The organism is Hujiaoplasma nucleasis (genome assembly GCF_013745115.1).
In the GTDB taxonomy this organism is placed as follows: domain Bacteria; phylum Bacillota_I; class Bacilli_A; order Izemoplasmatales; family Hujiaoplasmataceae; genus Hujiaoplasma; species Hujiaoplasma nucleasis.
Genome location: NZ_CP051151.1, coordinates 1,236,037 through 1,254,673 on the forward strand (window position 1 = coordinate 1,236,037; position 18,637 = coordinate 1,254,673).

An 18,637-nucleotide genomic window follows, 5' to 3' on the forward strand; every position below is an offset into this window, starting at 1 on the left:
ATGTGCTTAAAAACACAAGAAAAAAATTTATTTATCTAAGTTTTCTTTATATTCCTTAACCAATATATCCGCATCAGCCAATAACTCATCGGCCTTATCCCAAGTACCTAAATTAGCACCACAGGCTAAAGCATGGCCACCACCATCATATTGATTGGCTAATTTATCAATAGCTGGCCCTTTGGAACGCATTCTTGCTCGTACAAAGTCTTCTTCATATTCAGCAAATAACATCCATACAGGACAATCTTCTAATTGTGACAATTCATTAACTAATGACGTTGCTTCTTCTAAAGATACATCAAATTCTTCAACAAGTTCATTGGTCATTTTAATATAAGCTACACCATTTTCTGTTTTTTTAAAGTTTAATAAGACATAACCTTGTAATTTTAATAAATTTTCAGATTTAACTGATAGTTTGTTTAATACTTCAACAAAATCTAAACCATAATCCAATAAATAAGCCACAGACCTAAAGGTATCAGAATTGACAGATCTAAACCTAAATCTACCTGTATCTGTCACAATTCCTGTGTATAAGGCAATAGCAGCTTCCATATTAAATTTAAGTTCATCTTTATATCTTAAGAAAAACTCTAAAATAATTTGAGCACTTGCTGGTCTTGTTGTATCAACATACATTAAATCACCATAATCATTTACAGGTATATGATGATCAATTTTTATCACAAAATCACTTAACTTAAATCTTCCATCAGATACCCTATCTTCAGATGCTGTGTCCACAACAATCGATAAAGCACCCTTAAACATCTCATCTTCTAATTTATCTGGAGTTCCTACATATGATACATATTCAGCTTCCTCACCAACTAAATATACTTCTTTTTCAGGATAAGTTTCTTTAATAATGTTTTTTAAACCAAATCCTGCACCATAACAATCACCATCAGGTCTTTTATGAATATGGATAATAATCTTCTTATACTCTTTAATTTTTTCTAAAATTTGATCTTGAATCATTTTTCTTCCTCCTCTAATAATTTGTCTAAATCTTTTAATATTAAATCTGTTTGGTCCCAAGTATCAACTGAACATCCACACGCAAGTAAATGTCCTCCACCACCATATTTTTTTGCGACCTTTAAGACTTCATAATCTCTTGAACGTAATTCACATTTTATATGATCTTCTTCCGGGTCATATGTAAAATTAACCCAAATAGGTATTTCTTTAATTCCAGCCATCTGTCCTATCAAACCGCGACTTACATAATGGGCATTTAGATTATACTTATCTAAAAACTCTTTTGTATTTTTCCGATAGGCCACATGCTTCTTAGTTAACTCAACTGATTCAAAAAATACGGATTTTATTTTCTTATCTTCAAAACTTTCTAGATATACTAAATCATGTATTTCTTGTATGTTAATTCCAGACTCTAGTAGTTTCGAAGCTATTAAGAACGTTTTAGAAGTTGTTGAATTAAATCTAAACCTTCCTGTATCGCCTAATATGCCCATATACAAAGCTTTAGCACTATCTAAGTTAATATCTATATTTTGATTTAAAAGCATTTCAGCAACCATTTCAGCGGTTGAAGAAGCATTAGTATCTCTTATATATAAATCATGGTCAATATCAGGATCATTTCTATGATGATCCACCAAAACTAAGGTATCATAATTTAAATAATCAACTTGATCTAACATTTGTTTAGCGACAGTATCCAAGATGATTACCAAGGATTTATTTCTTAATTCTATAGGTATCACATGAAAATCTCCAAAATAATTTAGAGAATTAGAATCTCCAACAATATAAAAGTTTTTATGTGGATATTGTGCTTTTAAAGCATAATATAAACCAAACTGTGAACCATAAGCATCTAAGTCAGGATTCTTATGTCTTGCGATGACAATTGACTCATATTGTTCTATATATTCAAACAATTTTTCAACCATATTCTTCTCCTATCTTTTAGTAGAATAGTATACCATAAATATAGCATATTTTCTATTAATTGGACTATTATTTCTATGTATTTTTTTTCTATATATGATATAATACAATGATAAATTAATAATAAGGAGAAAAACATGAAAAAGAAAATTTTATCAATCATAATGATGGTTTTATCATTGTTTGTATTTATAGGTTGTAACACCGTCATCAATGATACAAATACCACTGTTGAACAAACAAGTATAGATCCAACAACCGAACTTCCAGTAACTGAATCCCCAACAGAAGAACCTACAGAAATGCCGACAACTGAAAAGTTTACTGAAGAACCCACAGTTGCTCCAACCGAAGCTCCAACGACTGAAGAAATAACTGAAGTTCCAACGACTGAGGAACCTACTACTGAAGAGCCTTCTACTGAGGAACCTACAGCTGTTCCAACTGAGGAACCTACTGAACAACCAACAACTGAAGAAATTACAAGTCAAGAACCCGCAGTCTTAGAATCAATAGTAATTATTGAACAAGATAGATTTTATGAAATCGATGAAACATTCAATTACGATGCTTTAACTGTCAAAGCAATTTATGATGATGGTTCAGAAGTCATCGTTGATAACAACGATTTATCTATTAGAGGTTTTTCTACTTCTGTCACAGGAGAAAGAAATGCTTATATCATTTATAATCGTCTTCCTGTTGAATATAACTATATTGTTTTAGAAGATTATGCTTTTGAAATAGATAACGAATATTATGAAGATGCCATCAACTTAAGAGGAAATACTCTAAAGATTACCTTGAATACCATCATTAGAGAAAATTTCATTCCTTTATTATATGGCGATGCTCCTAGTATACTAGAAGAATCAGATGCTGATCCAAACAACTTTAACCATGTTTTATTACTTTATCCTGGTGAATATGGAGCATCTGTACCTAATGGATACCAATCTTCTATTGGTGGATATTATTGGAATAGAGAACATGTTTGGCCTCAATCAAGACTAGGAATGAATGTAAGCTATGATAATGATTTCCCAAGTATAGCAACAGATGTCCATAATTTAAAACCAGCTGATGGAGAAGAAAATGCTTTTAGAAGCAATCATTATTTTGATAACATAACCACAGATAATACATACGAACCTAATGATAATGTCAAAGGTGATATAGCAAGAATATTATTCTATATGGCGACTATGTACTTAGAATTATCATTTAATGACCTTCCTAATTCTCAATCTAATGAAAAAACAATGGGAATGATTTCTGTTTTACTTGAATGGAATCAATTAGATCCTGTTGATGAATTTGAAATGAATAGAAATGAAGTTATATTCTCTTACCAAGGAAATAGAAACCCATTTATAGATTACCCAGAATTTGCAGAATTAATTTGGGGAGATTTAGCTGAATAATATATATTAGGTAGTTACCTATATAAGGTAGCTACTTTTTTTATATATAATATTTGACAAAATATTAAAAAAGCCACTACATTAAGTAGCGGCTTTTATTAATTTTTCTCAAGTTATCTTGGAAAAAAATATTTAGTAATAATTATTCAGCTGTATATGTAGTCCAAGTAAGATTATCTATAGCCATTTGAGAACCAGCAGCTAATATTTGGATTGTAAATTCTCCAGAAATATTAATGTCAGTTACAACAAATGTTTCATAAACTGAACCATCTCCATCATCGTCAAATGATACTGAAGTTGCAATTAATGTACCATTAATCCACAATTCAACTTGTGCAGCACCACTATAGGCATCATAGAAGTCCAAAGAAAAACTTGAAATTCCACCTTGAATTGTTGCAGATAAAGAAGATCCATCTCCATTTTTATCTAACATAATAGCTTTTCCATCTAAAGTAAAATCACCTCTAGATTCTGTATAACTCCAAGTAATACTATTATCTCCAACAAATGATCCAGCAGCATATGATGTTCCAGTAAGATCTAAATTAGTAAATGTTTCTGTATAAGTTGTTTCTCCAGAAAGATCTACTTCAGCTTTAACAGTAAGCGCTACATTTACAACGATAGGAGTTTCAGTACCTAAAGATACTTCAACAGTCATTGTACCAGTTGCATCTGCTTGTCCAATAGCAGGTTGAGTCACTAAGATAGTTCCAGGAGTTGTAGTGTAATCTAAGAATGTAGCAGCGTCTCCAGTAATATCTGTGATTGTATAAGTTGAACCAAATTCAGCTGTAGGAATAATGAGATCTTCACTTAATTCTAATGTGTCAGGAACTTCATTAGCATCAAATTGAATATATTCAGCATCTGTGAAATGAGCAGCTAAAACGTCAGCTTGAACTAAACCATCTCTATAGTTATAAACTATAAATTCAATAGTAGGTAAAGCAGCGCCAATTGCATATTGTTCAGCAATTGTTTCTAAGTCATCCCAGTTAGTATAATATCTAACATTTACGATACCTGTTGTTACTCCATCAGCCATAAGATATTCTAATACCATTGTATTTCCATCAATTTCTTTTAATGTGAATCCATCAAAACTATAAAGTGTTCCAGCATCAGCTTCACCGAAAGCGTTAATTTCATCTGCTGTAACACTGGTAACGATTAAATCGTTACCAGTTGAAACAACTTCAACTAAGCTTGCGCCGTATGCTAATTGTCTAGCACCATTATAAGCGCCAACTGTACCTAAATAAGTTACTTCATCCCCGATATTAATACCAGTTTCAAATGGTTTGTATAAGAAGAATCCTACGCCATTTGCATCTTGTAAGAATAATCCATCAAATGAATTACCTGTAACAACACCAGTGATTTTAACTAATGAATCAGCAGCTATATCATAGTTTGTTCCATCAGTCTTTGCAACTAATTCAGTGAAATCAGTTACTTCAAAATATGGTTTTACACCATCAGTTTCGCCTGTATAAGCGAATGTATCTCCACCATTGTAATAGATCATATCTACTGCAACAACTTCACCAACCATAGCTTCTAAAGCATCGATTGATGTAGAAGGAGATCTGTAATAAACTTCAAATTTATCAGTTTCATTTACATAAATGTAAACATTATTATATGAACCTTCAATAGCTACTGTACCAATAACTGTGTATAGTTGAGCAGCTACTAAAGTAGTTGTGCCATGTTCATACATAATAGCTTCCATTTCAATTGAGTTTTCAGTTGATAATGGAGCAGGTAAAGAAATTAAGTTTGATAATTGGAAAGATCCTTCATAAGAAGCAACTTCACCTAATAATTCAACTTCATCACCAACATTGTATGTTGCATCGTAAGAGAATACGAACAATGCTCCAGTAGCGTCTTCAATAAAGAATCCGTTACCGATAACAGCGTATACTACACCTTGAACAGCAACAACTTCGCCAAGTGTTTGACTACTAAAATCACCTAAGTTAACTTTTGTAATATTCATTAAAGTATAAGTAAATACTGCAGTATCACTAGCTTCACCTAAAGTAATTGTAGCAGTGATTTCTAAAGTTGCATCTTCAGTAGGAATAGTAACAGTTAAATCACCATCAACAAGTGTTGCATTAGTATCTCCAGCAGTAATTGCCCAAGCAATTGTAGAGCCGTTAGTACCAACTAATGGTAATGAGATAACTGTATCTTCGTAAAGGTTACCACCAAAATCTAATCCAGCTTTATCAGCAGCTAATTTTTGGCCATCAGATAAAGTAATTTTTTCAATCATAGCTGATGTAGAAATATACACTAACGGACCATCTGCCCAACCTAATGGAGCAACGATATCAATTGCATCACCTTCAACAAGAGCTTTTAAAGCTGTGTCTAAAGCAGTAGGCAATGTAACACGTGAATCCCATTTAGCTTGAACTGTTGTACCATTAACTAAATGAGTTAATGTTAATACGATGTTTCCATAAGTATCAACTGCAATATCAGTAACAATCATGCTAGTTAATTCAACTACGTAACCTTGGTAAGGTAATAAATTAGCTGATGTTAATTCTAATGCATCTAAGTTAGTAGGATCAGGCATTGTTCCAGCTTCTACGAAATCAACAGTTTCAACATTGATTTGTTCTAAGCCTTTGTATGCACCTCTCGTACCAGTAATCGTAACAACATTACCTAAATTATTTTGTAATAAAGTTTCTAATGATGAACTACCAGTATATAAAGCCATAGCTCCAGTAGCATCTTGAATGAAGTAAGTATTTTGGTATTCACCAGAAATAATGATACCTTCAATTTTAAACTTACCAGAACTTGCATCTAATACGTCTGAAATATCAGTCAATTGTAATTCACCAACTTTAATTTCAAATACTTTAGAATCTGTAACAGAGTTACTTTCAGCATTAACAGTGATTGTAACTGTCACTTGTGATGTTAAAGCTTCAGCATATACGTTACCAGTTGCTGGATCAATGATTGTGTTATCTGAACTTGTATAAGTAAAGTTAACACCTAAAGCAGATGTAGGCATATCAAGTTTTGTATCTTCAACGATGAATTCAGGGTACATTAAAGTATTTAATGCTGCTTCAATTCTATCCGCTTCTGTGTCAAAATGAGCAACTACTTCATCTTTAGTATATACATACCATACATAATGGTTACTATGACCTGAATGATATCCGTTAGGGATTACATGAATAGTCACTTCAAATCCATGGAATGGAATTAATTCTGTATCATTAGCATAGTCATAAATTTCTAATGCAGATCCAACTGGTTTAGAATTTTCGTCATAGTTATTAACGAAATCATAATCAGAAGGCACTATGAATACTGGATCACTATTTCCTGGTGCATAATAAATTCTACCAGTAATTTCATACATTCCAAACAATTTGTAATCTCCTGCTGCAGCTGGTCCATCAGCGATAATTGTATCGATTGTTCCAGCATTAATTTTAGGAGTTGAAATTGCTTCTGTAGAAGGAACTGTCCAAACAACTTTTGTTCCATCAGTTTTATCATCTCCAAGTTGCATGTATCCATAGTATTCAGCCACTGAACCAAGGATATCTACAACGTCATTAATTTCCGCAGGTAAACCAGATGCATGAGCAAATCCAATGTCTTCTCCATCAGTGTAGAAATATCCGTTTGAAGAAATACCGATAACTGTTACACCAGTAATTCTAACGTATGATCCAATATTGGCTCCAGCTAAAGCAGTAGCGATTGAATCAGTATCTACATCAAATGTAGGCATAATACCAACATTGAATACAGCATCTGCTGTAAATTCTTCATCATTAATTGTGATAGATGCAGTCATAGTTACAGTCGTTGCTTGAGTATCATCAGGAATGATAGCACCTTCTGCTGTAATAACTGCTGGATGTGAACTTGACCAAGTAATGTCATATACATTTCCATCTTTATCAGTACCTTTTTCAGGTAAAATTAATGAATCAGCAAATGTCCATACTTCTTTATTAGGGAATGCTGTTGCAACTAAGAAGACTTGATCAGCGTATTCTTGATCAGTATAATCTTCTAATGCACCAATAGTCACAATAAATGTATACATTTCTTCTTGTGAACCATAAGATAAGGTAACATCTAAGAATAATGTTTGGTCTCCAACAGTTTTTGTTGGTCTAGTTACTGTACCATCATTAGCTAAATAATCAGTATCAGAACTTTCCCAAGTTACTGCATAACCCATAACATCTTGTCTAAATGTTACATCACTTGTTACAACATATGTATCGTCTTCAAATTCGTCATAAAGCATAATTAACGTATTAAGAGCTACTTCAATTGTAACTGGTAATGTAGGTTCTTCTGTAGTTGGCTCTTCTGTAGTAGGTTCCTCTGTTGGCTCTTCTGTTGGAGCTTCTGTAGGCTCATCAGTTGGAGCTTCTGTAGGTTCCTCTGTTGGAGCTTCTGTAGGTTCCTCTGTTGGAGCTTGAGTTGGCTCTTCTGTCGGTTCTTCTGTTGGCGCTTCAGTAGGCGCTTCAGTTGTCGTCGGAGCATCTGTAGGCTCAAGCGTTGTTTCATCTCCATTACAGCCGATAAGAACAACTGCAAATAATGCTAAGAAGATAAAACTTAATAACTTTTTGTTAAACTTCATTTTATTCCTCCTTTAAAAGAATATGTAAATTTATGTTTAAATTAATATTTCAAATTAATTTAATACCTATTTTGCTGCTGCAATAGCATCTTCAATAATTTGTTCTTTGGTACCATCTGTACCTAACATAACACGGCCAAAGGCATCTTCAACATCAGCTCTTACTTGTGATGATCCAACAAATGCTTGATCAAAGAATAAGTATTCTGATTGTAAAGCTGCTGCTTGCGCTGCATATGCTTTCATTAACATTTCACCTTTTTCAGGTGTAACGCCATCTTCTTTAAATCCATTAGTAAAGTTAATGTATGATTCTTCTGCATAAACAGTATTTCTAACTGGTGAATATCCAGTTTGTTTAGCAAAGTCTAATTGTACTTCTTTACTAGTTAAATATTTTAAGAATAACCATGATGCTAATTTTTGTTGATCAGTACCAGCTGATGTGATTGACATATTAGTACCTTGTTGAATTGCTGTTCTATTTTCAGGCATATCAGCGTTATATGGCATTGGAGCAACACCAAATTCGAATGAAAGAATATCATCATCAGTTGTTGTTGTGTTATTAACATCTACTAAGGTTGGTGTATTATATCTAGCTCCACCAGTTGAACCAAATGTCACAACTGTTTGACCAGTTTTAAAAGCATCTGATGCATATTGGATACCCCATCTACCAGGAATAGTAAATACACCAGGTTCTCCTACAACATCTCTATAGTCAAAGAAATAACTTAACATAGCTCTTGTTTGAGGGCTATCAAATAAGATTTCTCCATCTCTATTTGAATCTAAACCTGTATATTGTCCACCCCATTGTCTTGTTAAAGTAATGAAGGCATTTGCAGGTGAATCATAAGAAATAGGAATAAAATTATCTTTGATTGCTATAATTTCAGCAGGAGTTTTATGATGGTTTGGATCTGTTGAACTATTTAAAACATCCATTAATTGGTCAATAATTCCACCATCTTCTACTGCAACTCTAGTCATATCATCAGCAATAGCAAACAAACCTTGCCAAGTGTTAGGAATTTCATCAATAATACCTTCATCTATTAAAGCATCTATCAAGGTTTTATTATAAATCATAACTTCTGTTGATTTATTGAATGGTAATGAATAATATTCACCATCAGTTGTATATTGTGAATTTTCTTGACGATATGATAAAACGATATCTAAGAATGATTCTTCAACAACGTCAGGATTAAAACCAAATGTTGGATGATAGATAAATGGTGTTAGTGGAATAACAGCTTCATAATCGATATATTCCATAACATGGTCAGGGTAACCTTGAATGATATTTGGTAAGGTTCCACCTTTAATAGCGTTTACTGTATTTTCTCTTAACTCATCATAAGTAGCAGCTGATTTTTCAATGACAACTGTAATATTTGGATATAAAGCTTCAAATGATTGGCCATATGAATTTAGTGCTGCTGAAATAGTATCACCATTAGAATGATATAAAGTAATGGTAATTGGTTCAGTCGTTAATTCATCTGGAATTGAATACTCAGTTAATTCTTTAACAGTAATTGTAACCAATCTTTCAATATAGTTTCCATCACTATCTTCTACTCCAACATATACTTCATAAAAACCTTTACGAGTTAATGTATATCTACCATAAACTTCGATATCAGCAGTGATATCTCCATCTTCAGCATCCATAGCTTTAACTCCATCTAAGATATCATAGTCTTGAGAACCTAAGTAATATGATTGGTTAGGGAATAAACCTACGAATGTAGGTGCAGTATCTGTGTTTGGATCTTCACCAGTCGTTGGCTCTTCAGTTGTAACTGCTGTAGGTTCCTCCGTAGGAACTTCAGTAGTAACTTCTCCTGTTGGAACTTCTGTAGGCTCTTCAGTAGGTCCTTCTGTTGGAGCTTCTGTAGGCTCTTCAGTAGGTGCTTGTGTAGGCTCTTCAGTAGGTGCTTGTGTAGGTTCCTCTGTTGGTGCCTCTGTTGGTGTTTCTGTTGTAACTTCACCTGTTGGTTCTTCTGTAACAACTCCATTACCATCACATCCAATTAATGCAATAGCAAATAATGCCAAGAAGAATATACTCAATAATTTCTTTTTCATTATTTTCCTCCTCAAATTCTTTATTTATCTAGCTTTATTCTTATTATACTATATTTAAAATATAATTAAAATATCTAGTTCTCATCATTGTTTTCGACGATAACAATTAACCCACGAATAGATGTTGATTTACCTTCATTATCTTCCACATAAAAGGCAACTTCGGTAATATCACCAACATTCTTTCTTCTCATTCTACTTAAACCTGAGTTATAAACATAATTACCATCTTCATCAGTCATAAATTGACCATAATATTGCTCATCTTCTTCATTTACAACACCATCAAAATTAGCATCATCACCATCAATCCAAATTTCGTAAAACGAAGTTAAAATAACAGTGTCAGATAAGTCTAAATAATTTCTATCTAATCCAACTTCAACATAATCTTGAAGATAATCTACAGCCATCATATCTGTTTCTTCTAGTAAGTAAGTAACCACATCTTCAGGAATTAAATCTTCACCTTCAGGATGAGCATATAAAATATAGTATTCATCGTAATACTCAAGCGGGTTAAATTCCTTAACTTCATATTCAGGGTTGGCTTCTAACTTGTTAGCCTCTACAGTTTCAAAAGCCGCTTTATCTTTTTCATATGTATCTGTATTTAAAGATCTTAGGTTAATCATTTCTTCCTCACCATCGATCATCACTATACGTTTAAATCCTGGCGCTGTATTGATGACTGCTGGACAAGCCATCATTGTAAAAGCCAAAACTAAGGATAATGTTAATAATATTACTTTTTTCATAATCTACCTCCTTACCCTTTCGTACCGCTTCGTCCAATACCATTCATAATATATTTTCTAAAAGCAAAGAAAACAATTAATAAAGGCACTGTAACTAATGTACTGGCAGCAATTTGAAGGTTATACATAACACGTCCAGTTCCTTCTTGAACGAAACTAGCGTCTCTTAAGGCATTTGATATTAACCAATAATCTTTACCAGTGATCGGATCTAAACCTGTAATAATTCTTGGCCAAATATATGCGTTCCAAGATGAAAATACATTAAGAATTGTAATTGTGAAAATAGTAGGACTTGCGATTGGAACCATAACTCTTGTTAAGTATTTAAAATCACTACATCCATCAACTCTAGCTGCCTTATATAAAGACTCAGGAATTTGCTTAAAGTTTTGTCTCAAGAAGAAGATGAATGAAATACTAGTAATAAACGGAATAATCATAGCTAAGAAATATTGGTCATTTCCTGAACCAATCCAACCTAATCCATTTTTACTTACTGTAATAAAGTTTGTAATAACAAATAATTCACCAGGAATCATCATGGTCATAATCAAGATTGAAAATAATAATTCTCTACCTTTAAATTCAATTCTCGCAAATGCATATGCCGATAAAATAGTTGTGATAATGGTCCCCATTGTAGAGAACACAGCAACAATCACAGTATTTTTAATATATAAACCAAAGTTTAAAGCTTCTAATACGACTTTAAAGTTTACCCAATTCATTTGACTTAAAGAAATATAGAAGTCTGGATTTAGCTTAGTAGCTCCTGTAAATGATTTTAAAGAAGTCAAAATCATCCAATAGAATGGAATGACAATAATTAATGCCATGAATATCAAGAACAAATAAGTAAATAATAGTCTAAATACATAAGCAATATTTTGTCTTCTAATATTTTTCTTAAGTGTAAGCGTTGCTTCATCGTAATCAGAATCTTCAAGTTTTTCTTTCTTTTTTGTTAATTCTTTAAATTTAGCTTTTACAGCTGGAATAATACTTTTAAAGAAATCTAATGGTTTATAACCTTTAACAAAATCAATAAGAACAAACATATTCCAAATTCTTAATACAGCACCAACAATATTTAATGATAATAAATTAATAATTGCTTGTGTAAATTTAGAAGCAGCAACATATGAATCAACTTCATAAATGGTACGAGTTCTTAATTTTTTAATATTAACAACAAACATTGGTACTGAAACAATCATGAAAATAACTAGTAAAGACATTAACAAATTCATTGTATCGTTTGAAACTATGTTTCCGAACAAACTATAAGAATAGGTAACTGTCTCAACTTTTTCAAGACTAACTTCTCCAGTTACTGGATCAAGGGGTAATTGAAGCATACCAAATATCATTAAGAACAATGATATATAAGCAATAATCGATATGAAGTCAAATATAAAAGTGAATTTTTCTATTTTATTAGATTTTTTAAATAATTCTCTATTCATTTTATATCCCCCTTCCTAGTAATGTACACGTTTCTTGCTGACTTGCATTTGAACCAAAGTAAGGATCAAAATGATTGTGAACAAGATTAATGAACCGGCAGCAGCAACACCTAAGTTACCGTTAGCGCCGATATATTGATAGATATACATAACGATAGATTGCATCGTATAGTTAACCCCTGCAGGTTTACCATTTACACCGAACAATGCTACGATTTGATTATAAATTTTAAATGCACCAATCACTGATGTTACTAAAATATAAAATATCATCGGTGAAATTAGAGGGACAGTAATTCTAGAAAAGATTCTTCTTCTAGGTGTCGCATCTATGGCGGCGGCTTGATAATATTGCTTATCAATACCTTGGATACTGGTTAAAAATACCATGATTTTAAATGCTAAAGATCCCCAAATAGAATAGAAAATCAATACGAACATTGATCTCCAATACTCAGCTCCAGATTCAACCCAAGAAAACTTCCCTAAACCAAACAAATCATTGACCAATCCACCATCAGTTTTAAACATATAAGCGATAACCAAACCAATAGCAATGGTGTTGGTTACATAAGGTAAGAAATAAATTGTTTGGAAGAAACTCTTTAATGGTTTAATAGAATTTAAGGCTACTGAAATAAATAAGGCAATAAAGATAGATAAGGGAACTGATATAAAAACAATAATAATCGTATTTAATATCGCTGTACCTTCTGTATGCCCAGCAGCTACCATGAAACTCTCATCATTAATAACTCTAATAAAGTTACCAAAGATTGTATAACCTGAAACAGTATTATTAACCATGTCATAATTTTCGTAAGTTAATAATCTAAAGGCATTAATAATCGGCCAAAAAGTAAAAACCGCTAAAACAATTAATGCAGGAGATAAATAAAGTAAAGCTCTAGCCCATCCAGGAAATTTAGTTGCAAGATTCATATCTCTTTTATCTAAATAAGCTCCAACTTTTCTTTTTTGAACATTAAAAAACCTTCTTGTATCCCAGAAAAATGTCTTAATAACTGTAAATATTTTTCCAAAGAAGCTTTTTATATTATTCACTACATTAGTCATGATCAATTACCTTTCCAGTATCTTTATCAAAGATATAAATTCTGTTTCTTCTTAATGTTAGTTCAACAGTATTATCGTTATCTTCCACTGAATCTGAATCAACCAAAGCTCTAATGTTTTGTCCATTTAATTCAAAGTGAATCATTGTATCTCTACCTACATGGAAGATTTCTTTGATATCAACTTTAACTTTTTCTTCAGAATTTTTTTCCGCGACTCTAAAGTGTTCTGGTCTCATACCAATCATATATGAACCATCTTTAACATTAAATTTCATGAATTTTTGGTCATTAATCATTAAATAACCATTTTTAATGTCTGCTTCTAAAGTATTAATTGGAGGATTACCTAGGAATTTAGCAACAAATAAGTTAGCTGGCTCGTTATACATGATTTGTGGCGCAGCGTATTGTTGTTCAACACCAAAGTTTAAAACAACCATTTTATCTGAAATACTCATAGCTTCTTCTTGGTCATGAGTTACGAAAACAGTTGTAATACCAGTTTCTCTTTGAATTCTTTTAATCTCTTCACGCATTTGCAATCTTAAACGAGCATCTAAATTCGATAAAGGCTCATCCAATAGTAATACTCTTGGTTTTTTTACTAACGCTCTAGCAATTGCAACACGTTGTTGCTGTCCACCTGATAACTGAGCAGGTTTTCTGTCCAACATTGTTCCAATACCAACCAAATTAGCCATTTCTTTAACTCTAGCAATCGCTTCATCTCTTGGCACATCCATGTTTTCTAATGGAAACATGATGTTTTTATATACGGTCATATGTGGATATAACGCATAATTTTGGAACACCAATCCAATACCTCTTTTTTCTGGAGCTAATTTTGTAACATCATCATCTCCAAAAAAGATCTTTCCACTCGTAGGCTTTAACAAGCCGGCAATCATGAAAAGTGTAGTTGATTTCCCACAACCAGACGGCCCTAATAAACCAACAAGAGTACCTGATTCTATCGTAATCGATAAATCATCAACAGCTCTTGTATCAGTACCAGTCTTATTTGTGAAAATCTTAGTTAAATTCTCTAATCTTAATTCCATTTATTATGTCCCCCTAAACAAATAGTTTATATTAATTATTTTTGGATCTTAGAGATGATCCATTTATATAAATGTTGAGTCGTCATTAACCTAGAAAAGCTTTTGGCTTTTCTTTTCTTTTTTTAAAGAAAATTAAGTACGTCGCAACGATTAATACCACAAAATATGCCCCAAAAACAATGCCGAATATGTATAAATATTCATCAACTATCTTCGAGTTATTGGTAATGTCTTTATCTTGACTATAAACGCCTATTCCATTTAACTCATCTTCAGGCAAATTCTCATACTCTTCATAATATCCTTCTATATTACCTTTAATCATAAAACTTTCATCTGATAAATTAAAAGCGCTTTCAAATAAAGTGGTTTGATTTTGGTCGATCAACAATAAAGAATCATAATTTTTAGAAAAATCAATAAGATCTTTATTAATAATATACTCAATATATTGAGTATCTAAATCGATAGAAACTAAAATATCCAACTCTTTATATGGTGCCACTTGAATGTCAATTTGATCTTTAGTAAGACCGTTAGATATTCTTATTTTATCAATATCTTTTAAAGCATTAGGATCTTCGTGATAAATCAAGAAAAGCATAAATTCATTAACGGTTAAAATATCTTCTTTGATTTCAGTTCTAACTATTTCAAAGGCTCTTATTTGATAGCCGTTTTCATTAATTTCGATAAGCGGCTCTTCTTTATGATAATCTGGCAAAGATGCATAGAAATAATAAAAATCAGGTAAATCAGAATTTTCATCTGTCAATGAGTTGCCAAAAACATCTTCTACATATTTTTGAAAAACCCATTGAACTGATAGTTGAAAAGCAACCAGAAATATCCCTACCGCAAACATTGCATATAAGAATCTTCCGAATACTTTCATTCCCAGAACCCTAAATTATTATCTTTAGCAAATTTTTCTGCTTCATCAAACCATCTATACATATATCTATTGTTAACAATTAATCTAGAAGTTGTATTATATTCATCTCTACTAAATCCGTTTTTAACCAATTGATAATTCACTAAAACCATACCGGTTAAATATTCAGTATATACTAATTCTCCACTACTATTTAAGATATCTATAGATAATATATCAGTTCCTAAATCAACCCAAACTAAACCTAGATGTCTTGAATAATTATCTTGTGTTCCTAAGTCAGGATCGCTTTGTAAATAGATTTTTTTATTATTGTTTGCTGCATATTGCAAAATTGTTGTTGTATAGGCTTTCGCCTCTAAAGACCAAGGTTCAGGATCTCCATAAATATTATTGCCATACTCGTCTTGACCAATAACAGGTCTAGTTTCAGTAGTATCATTTCCTAAAAACCTTACTCTTTGATCTCCATCAAAACCTGGAGAAAAAGCAACAGTATCTCCGTCACTAATATGACCTAAAGTCACTGAAACTAATCCAGACTCTTCAGCGTAAAAACCATACCCTAACATTTCTGAAATAGTGAACTGATCCATCGTTAACTGTAACTCATTAGAAATAGGGTGTTCACCAAGGATTTCAAAATATCCTGGAACAAAACTTTGCCAATCAAAAATATTAAATATTCGACTTCCTGATTCGATAGTACTTCTTCTAACGAAAATTTCATTGTCCATTAAAGATGTTCTATCACCAACTTGATAAATGGTATCAATATAGGTGTTATTTTGGTTGACTCTTAATTGAATGGTATCATTTCCATCAAAAATCAAATCATCTGATCTTAAATCAGCATATCTTTGTAAAGAAGCGGTTGAACTTTTCGCAACTATTAAATAAGTTTCGTTGGCAAGTAATTGCCCATCTAGGTCTACCCTATGGGTGACTTCATATGAACCGTATTCAAAAATAGCGATATGATAATTTGATAAGTCAATAGTAGTATCAGTAGCATTATAAATTTCTAAACCAGTATCAGTGTCACTATCAATATATTTAGAAATCATTAATGAAGTTTCATCATCAGTAAAACTGTTCTTATATAAAACAACTTCGATAGTAGATACTTCGTCATAATAATCTCCAGCTTGATGATCAACATAATAAGCAAAAGTATCTTCAGGATAATCATCATCCAAAACATATGAGAAAGTATAATTAATCATTAAAGCAGATAATTCACTAGAAATTTGTCTTTTAATTTTCCCATCTAAGTCAGGTAATTGAGCAGAATTATAACCAACATAAATTATAAACTCTTCATCTGGCGAAACAATATCTCCTATTTGATGATCCTTATAACCAGCAAAAGTTTGGTCTTCCACGCTATTGTCAGTAATAATTTCAATATCATAATTTGTGATTCCTCTTCTCATTAAGTATCTATCAATATCGATATCCTTTAAGCCAGTTAAATCTGGTAAATATATAGTTTGGGTTGATAAAACAACTTCAATTGTTTCATTAACAAAAACACTTTGTCCTTCTTCAAAAGATGAACCATATCTAATAAAAGTACCTTCTTCTTCATCTAAATCACTTTCATAAATAAAGTTATAAGATAAAGATAAGGCATTAAACGAATCAATGATTTCATTTTCACTTAAACCATTTAAATCGGGCAAAACAACAGAAGCAATTGTTGTCGGTTCTTCTGTTGTAGGTTCTTCAGTTGTGATTTCCACTGTCGTTGGTTCTTCTGTGGTTGGTTCTTGAGTTGGAGCTTCTGTAGGTTCTTCAGTCGTTAAATCTGATGTTATTTCTTCAGTTGTCTGCTCCAAAGTCGTAGATTCAGTAGGTTCTAAAGTACTTGAATCTCCAGTACATGAGATGAAAACAAATAATCCCATGACAAAAACAAGAGATAAAATAAATTTATTCTTCATTGTAAAACTCTCCTTCATGGCAAAAAATCTTGAAAATTATATAAAAATCTTCAAGATATTATCCAATATGTTTGTGTATTCCTTGATGAGATAAAATGCACCAGCTAGCACTGCTAGTATTATGAATGTTTTAATGAATTTTTTAATCATTACAAACAAGCCTACTAAAGTTAAAATAGCAACAGCGAATAAAACCAGACTGGCAGCCCATGGCTCAATGTTTTCTAGATAGAAAACAATACTATCAATAAGCTTCCTTAAACTGTCATTAACAGTATCCATAACCGCTAAAGTTTTCATCAAACTAATTCGATGCATTGTGTGCCTCCCATAATTCATTTATAAGGTATCAATATATAATAACACATTGTTTATATTTTTTTAAGTAAAAATTTATGAAAAAACTTATATTTTTTTTCTATTTTCGATAGCTTTCGATAAAGTGAGTTGATCTGCATATTCTAAATTCAATCCGACAGGTACACCATAACCTATTCTCGATATAATCAAATCAGTATTTTCTAATACTCTTTTTATATATAAAGCTGTTGTTTCGCCTTCTTGAGTCGATGAAGTAGCGATGATAATTTCCTTAACTTTATCTTTACTAACCCTATCCCATAAATCTTTTAAAAACAAGTCATCAGGTCCTATACCATCAGCTGGAGACAAAACTCCGTTTAACACATGATACAAACCTTTATATTGTGATGTTTCTTCTATAGAAAAAACATCCTTAGCATTTTCAACAACCAAAATGATTGAAGAATCTCTATGTTCATCTTTACATATATGACAGACATCATCATCCGTCAAATTATGGCATACTTGACAATGCTTGATATTGTCTTTTAAATCTATAAAAGCTTGAACCATGGTTTTAACTTCTTCTTTGTCTAGTTTATTGATGGTATGAAAAACAAATCTTTCTGCTGTTTTTCTGCCAACACCAGGATACTTCATAAACTCTGTAATTAAATTTTCAATTGATTTTGGAAAGTTCATCTAGAATAACCCAGGGATAGACATGCCTTGAGTGACAGACTCAATAGCAGATTGTAACTCAGCATCTGCCTTTTTAATCGCATCATTCATGGCGGCTACCACCATATCTCCTATCAAATCAAAATCTTCTACATCAACCTTATTTTTATCAATATCAACAGCTAAGACCTGTTTATTTCCTTTAATTTTTACTTTAACTGCAGAACCACCAGATTGTCCATAGAAAATTGATTGGTATACTTGATCTTGAACATCTTTTAGATCTTCTTTCATTTTATTAAAATTTTGCATCATTTGTGGATTAAACATAAAAT

General features: G+C 31.9%; 14 protein-coding genes. 1 reads left to right on the forward strand and 13 read right to left on the reverse strand.

The features are described 5' to 3' along the window. Nucleotides 1–27 precede the first annotated feature (27 nt). Both HF295_RS05925 and HF295_RS05930 read right to left on the reverse strand, forming a co-directional pair. The gene (locus HF295_RS05925) at nucleotides 28–987 is read right to left on the reverse strand and encodes a DHH family phosphoesterase (protein WP_312031251.1); all 960 of its coding nucleotides are present in this window, start codon (nucleotides 985–987) and stop codon (nucleotides 28–30) included. Continuing rightward, nucleotides 984–1,928 carry a DHH family phosphoesterase gene (locus HF295_RS05930; protein ID WP_312031252.1) on the reverse strand — a complete coding sequence of 315 codons (945 nt, stop codon included), beginning with the start codon at nucleotides 1,926–1,928 and terminating at the stop codon, nucleotides 984–986. Before HF295_RS05930 ends, HF295_RS05925 begins: the two co-directional genes overlap by 4 nt. A 135-nt stretch (nucleotides 1,929–2,063) precedes the next feature. On the opposite strand from HF295_RS05930, the gene HF295_RS05935 reads away from it, so the two are divergent. After that, a complete protein-coding gene (locus HF295_RS05935) occupies nucleotides 2,064–3,350 on the forward strand; it encodes an endonuclease (RefSeq protein WP_312031253.1) in 1,287 nt (428 codons plus the stop codon). Between the two features lie 142 nt (nucleotides 3,351–3,492). Here the strand turns inward: HF295_RS05935 and HF295_RS05940 are convergent, their stop codons facing one another. The 11 genes from HF295_RS05940 to HF295_RS05990 all read right to left on the reverse strand — a co-directional run bounded on the left by HF295_RS05940 (nucleotide 3,493) and on the right by HF295_RS05990 (nucleotide 18,632). After that, nucleotides 3,493–8,010, reverse strand: coding sequence for an immunoglobulin-like domain-containing protein (locus HF295_RS05940; protein WP_312031254.1), 4,518 nt, complete (start codon nucleotides 8,008–8,010; stop codon nucleotides 3,493–3,495). 66 nt (nucleotides 8,011–8,076) lie between these two features. Next, complete coding sequence (locus HF295_RS05945; protein ID WP_312031255.1) at nucleotides 8,077–10,110, reverse strand: extracellular solute-binding protein; 2,034 nt, start codon at nucleotides 10,108–10,110, stop codon at nucleotides 8,077–8,079. 74 nt (nucleotides 10,111–10,184) lie between these two features. Then, the gene (locus tag HF295_RS05950) at nucleotides 10,185–10,868 is read right to left on the reverse strand and encodes a hypothetical protein (protein ID WP_312031256.1); all 684 of its coding nucleotides are present in this window, start codon (nucleotides 10,866–10,868) and stop codon (nucleotides 10,185–10,187) included. 11 nt (nucleotides 10,869–10,879) lie between these two features. Then, on the reverse strand, nucleotides 10,880–12,337 hold the full coding sequence (locus HF295_RS05955; RefSeq protein ID WP_312031257.1) for a carbohydrate ABC transporter permease: 1,458 nt from the start codon (nucleotides 12,335–12,337) through the stop codon (nucleotides 10,880–10,882). Nucleotides 12,338–12,352: 15 nt separating this feature from the next. Beyond that, entirely contained in the window at nucleotides 12,353–13,414 is a 1,062-nt protein-coding gene (locus tag HF295_RS05960) for a carbohydrate ABC transporter permease (protein ID WP_312031258.1), read from the reverse strand. Continuing rightward, entirely contained in the window at nucleotides 13,407–14,477 is a 1,071-nt protein-coding gene (locus HF295_RS05965; RefSeq protein ID WP_312031259.1) for an ABC transporter ATP-binding protein, read from the reverse strand. Before HF295_RS05965 ends, HF295_RS05960 begins: the two co-directional genes overlap by 8 nt. A gap of 85 nt (nucleotides 14,478–14,562) precedes the next feature. After that, nucleotides 14,563–15,372, reverse strand: coding sequence for a hypothetical protein (locus tag HF295_RS05970; RefSeq protein WP_312031260.1), 810 nt, complete (start codon nucleotides 15,370–15,372; stop codon nucleotides 14,563–14,565). Further along, nucleotides 15,369–17,318, reverse strand: coding sequence for a lamin tail domain-containing protein (locus HF295_RS05975; protein ID WP_312031261.1), 1,950 nt, complete (start codon nucleotides 17,316–17,318; stop codon nucleotides 15,369–15,371). The genes HF295_RS05970 and HF295_RS05975 overlap by 4 nt, the downstream gene beginning before the upstream one ends. Nucleotides 17,319–17,354: 36 nt before the next feature. Continuing rightward, on the reverse strand, nucleotides 17,355–17,636 hold the full coding sequence (locus tag HF295_RS05980) for a hypothetical protein (RefSeq protein WP_312031262.1): 282 nt from the start codon (nucleotides 17,634–17,636) through the stop codon (nucleotides 17,355–17,357). An 87-nt stretch (nucleotides 17,637–17,723) separates the two neighbouring features. Then, entirely contained in the window at nucleotides 17,724–18,323 is a 600-nt protein-coding gene (recR, locus tag HF295_RS05985) for a recombination mediator RecR (RefSeq protein WP_312031263.1), read from the reverse strand. Continuing rightward, nucleotides 18,324–18,632: a YbaB/EbfC family nucleoid-associated protein gene (locus HF295_RS05990; protein WP_312031264.1), complete on the reverse strand. Its 309-nt coding sequence runs from the start codon at nucleotides 18,630–18,632 to the stop codon at nucleotides 18,324–18,326. Between the last annotated feature and the right edge of the window lie 5 nt (nucleotides 18,633–18,637).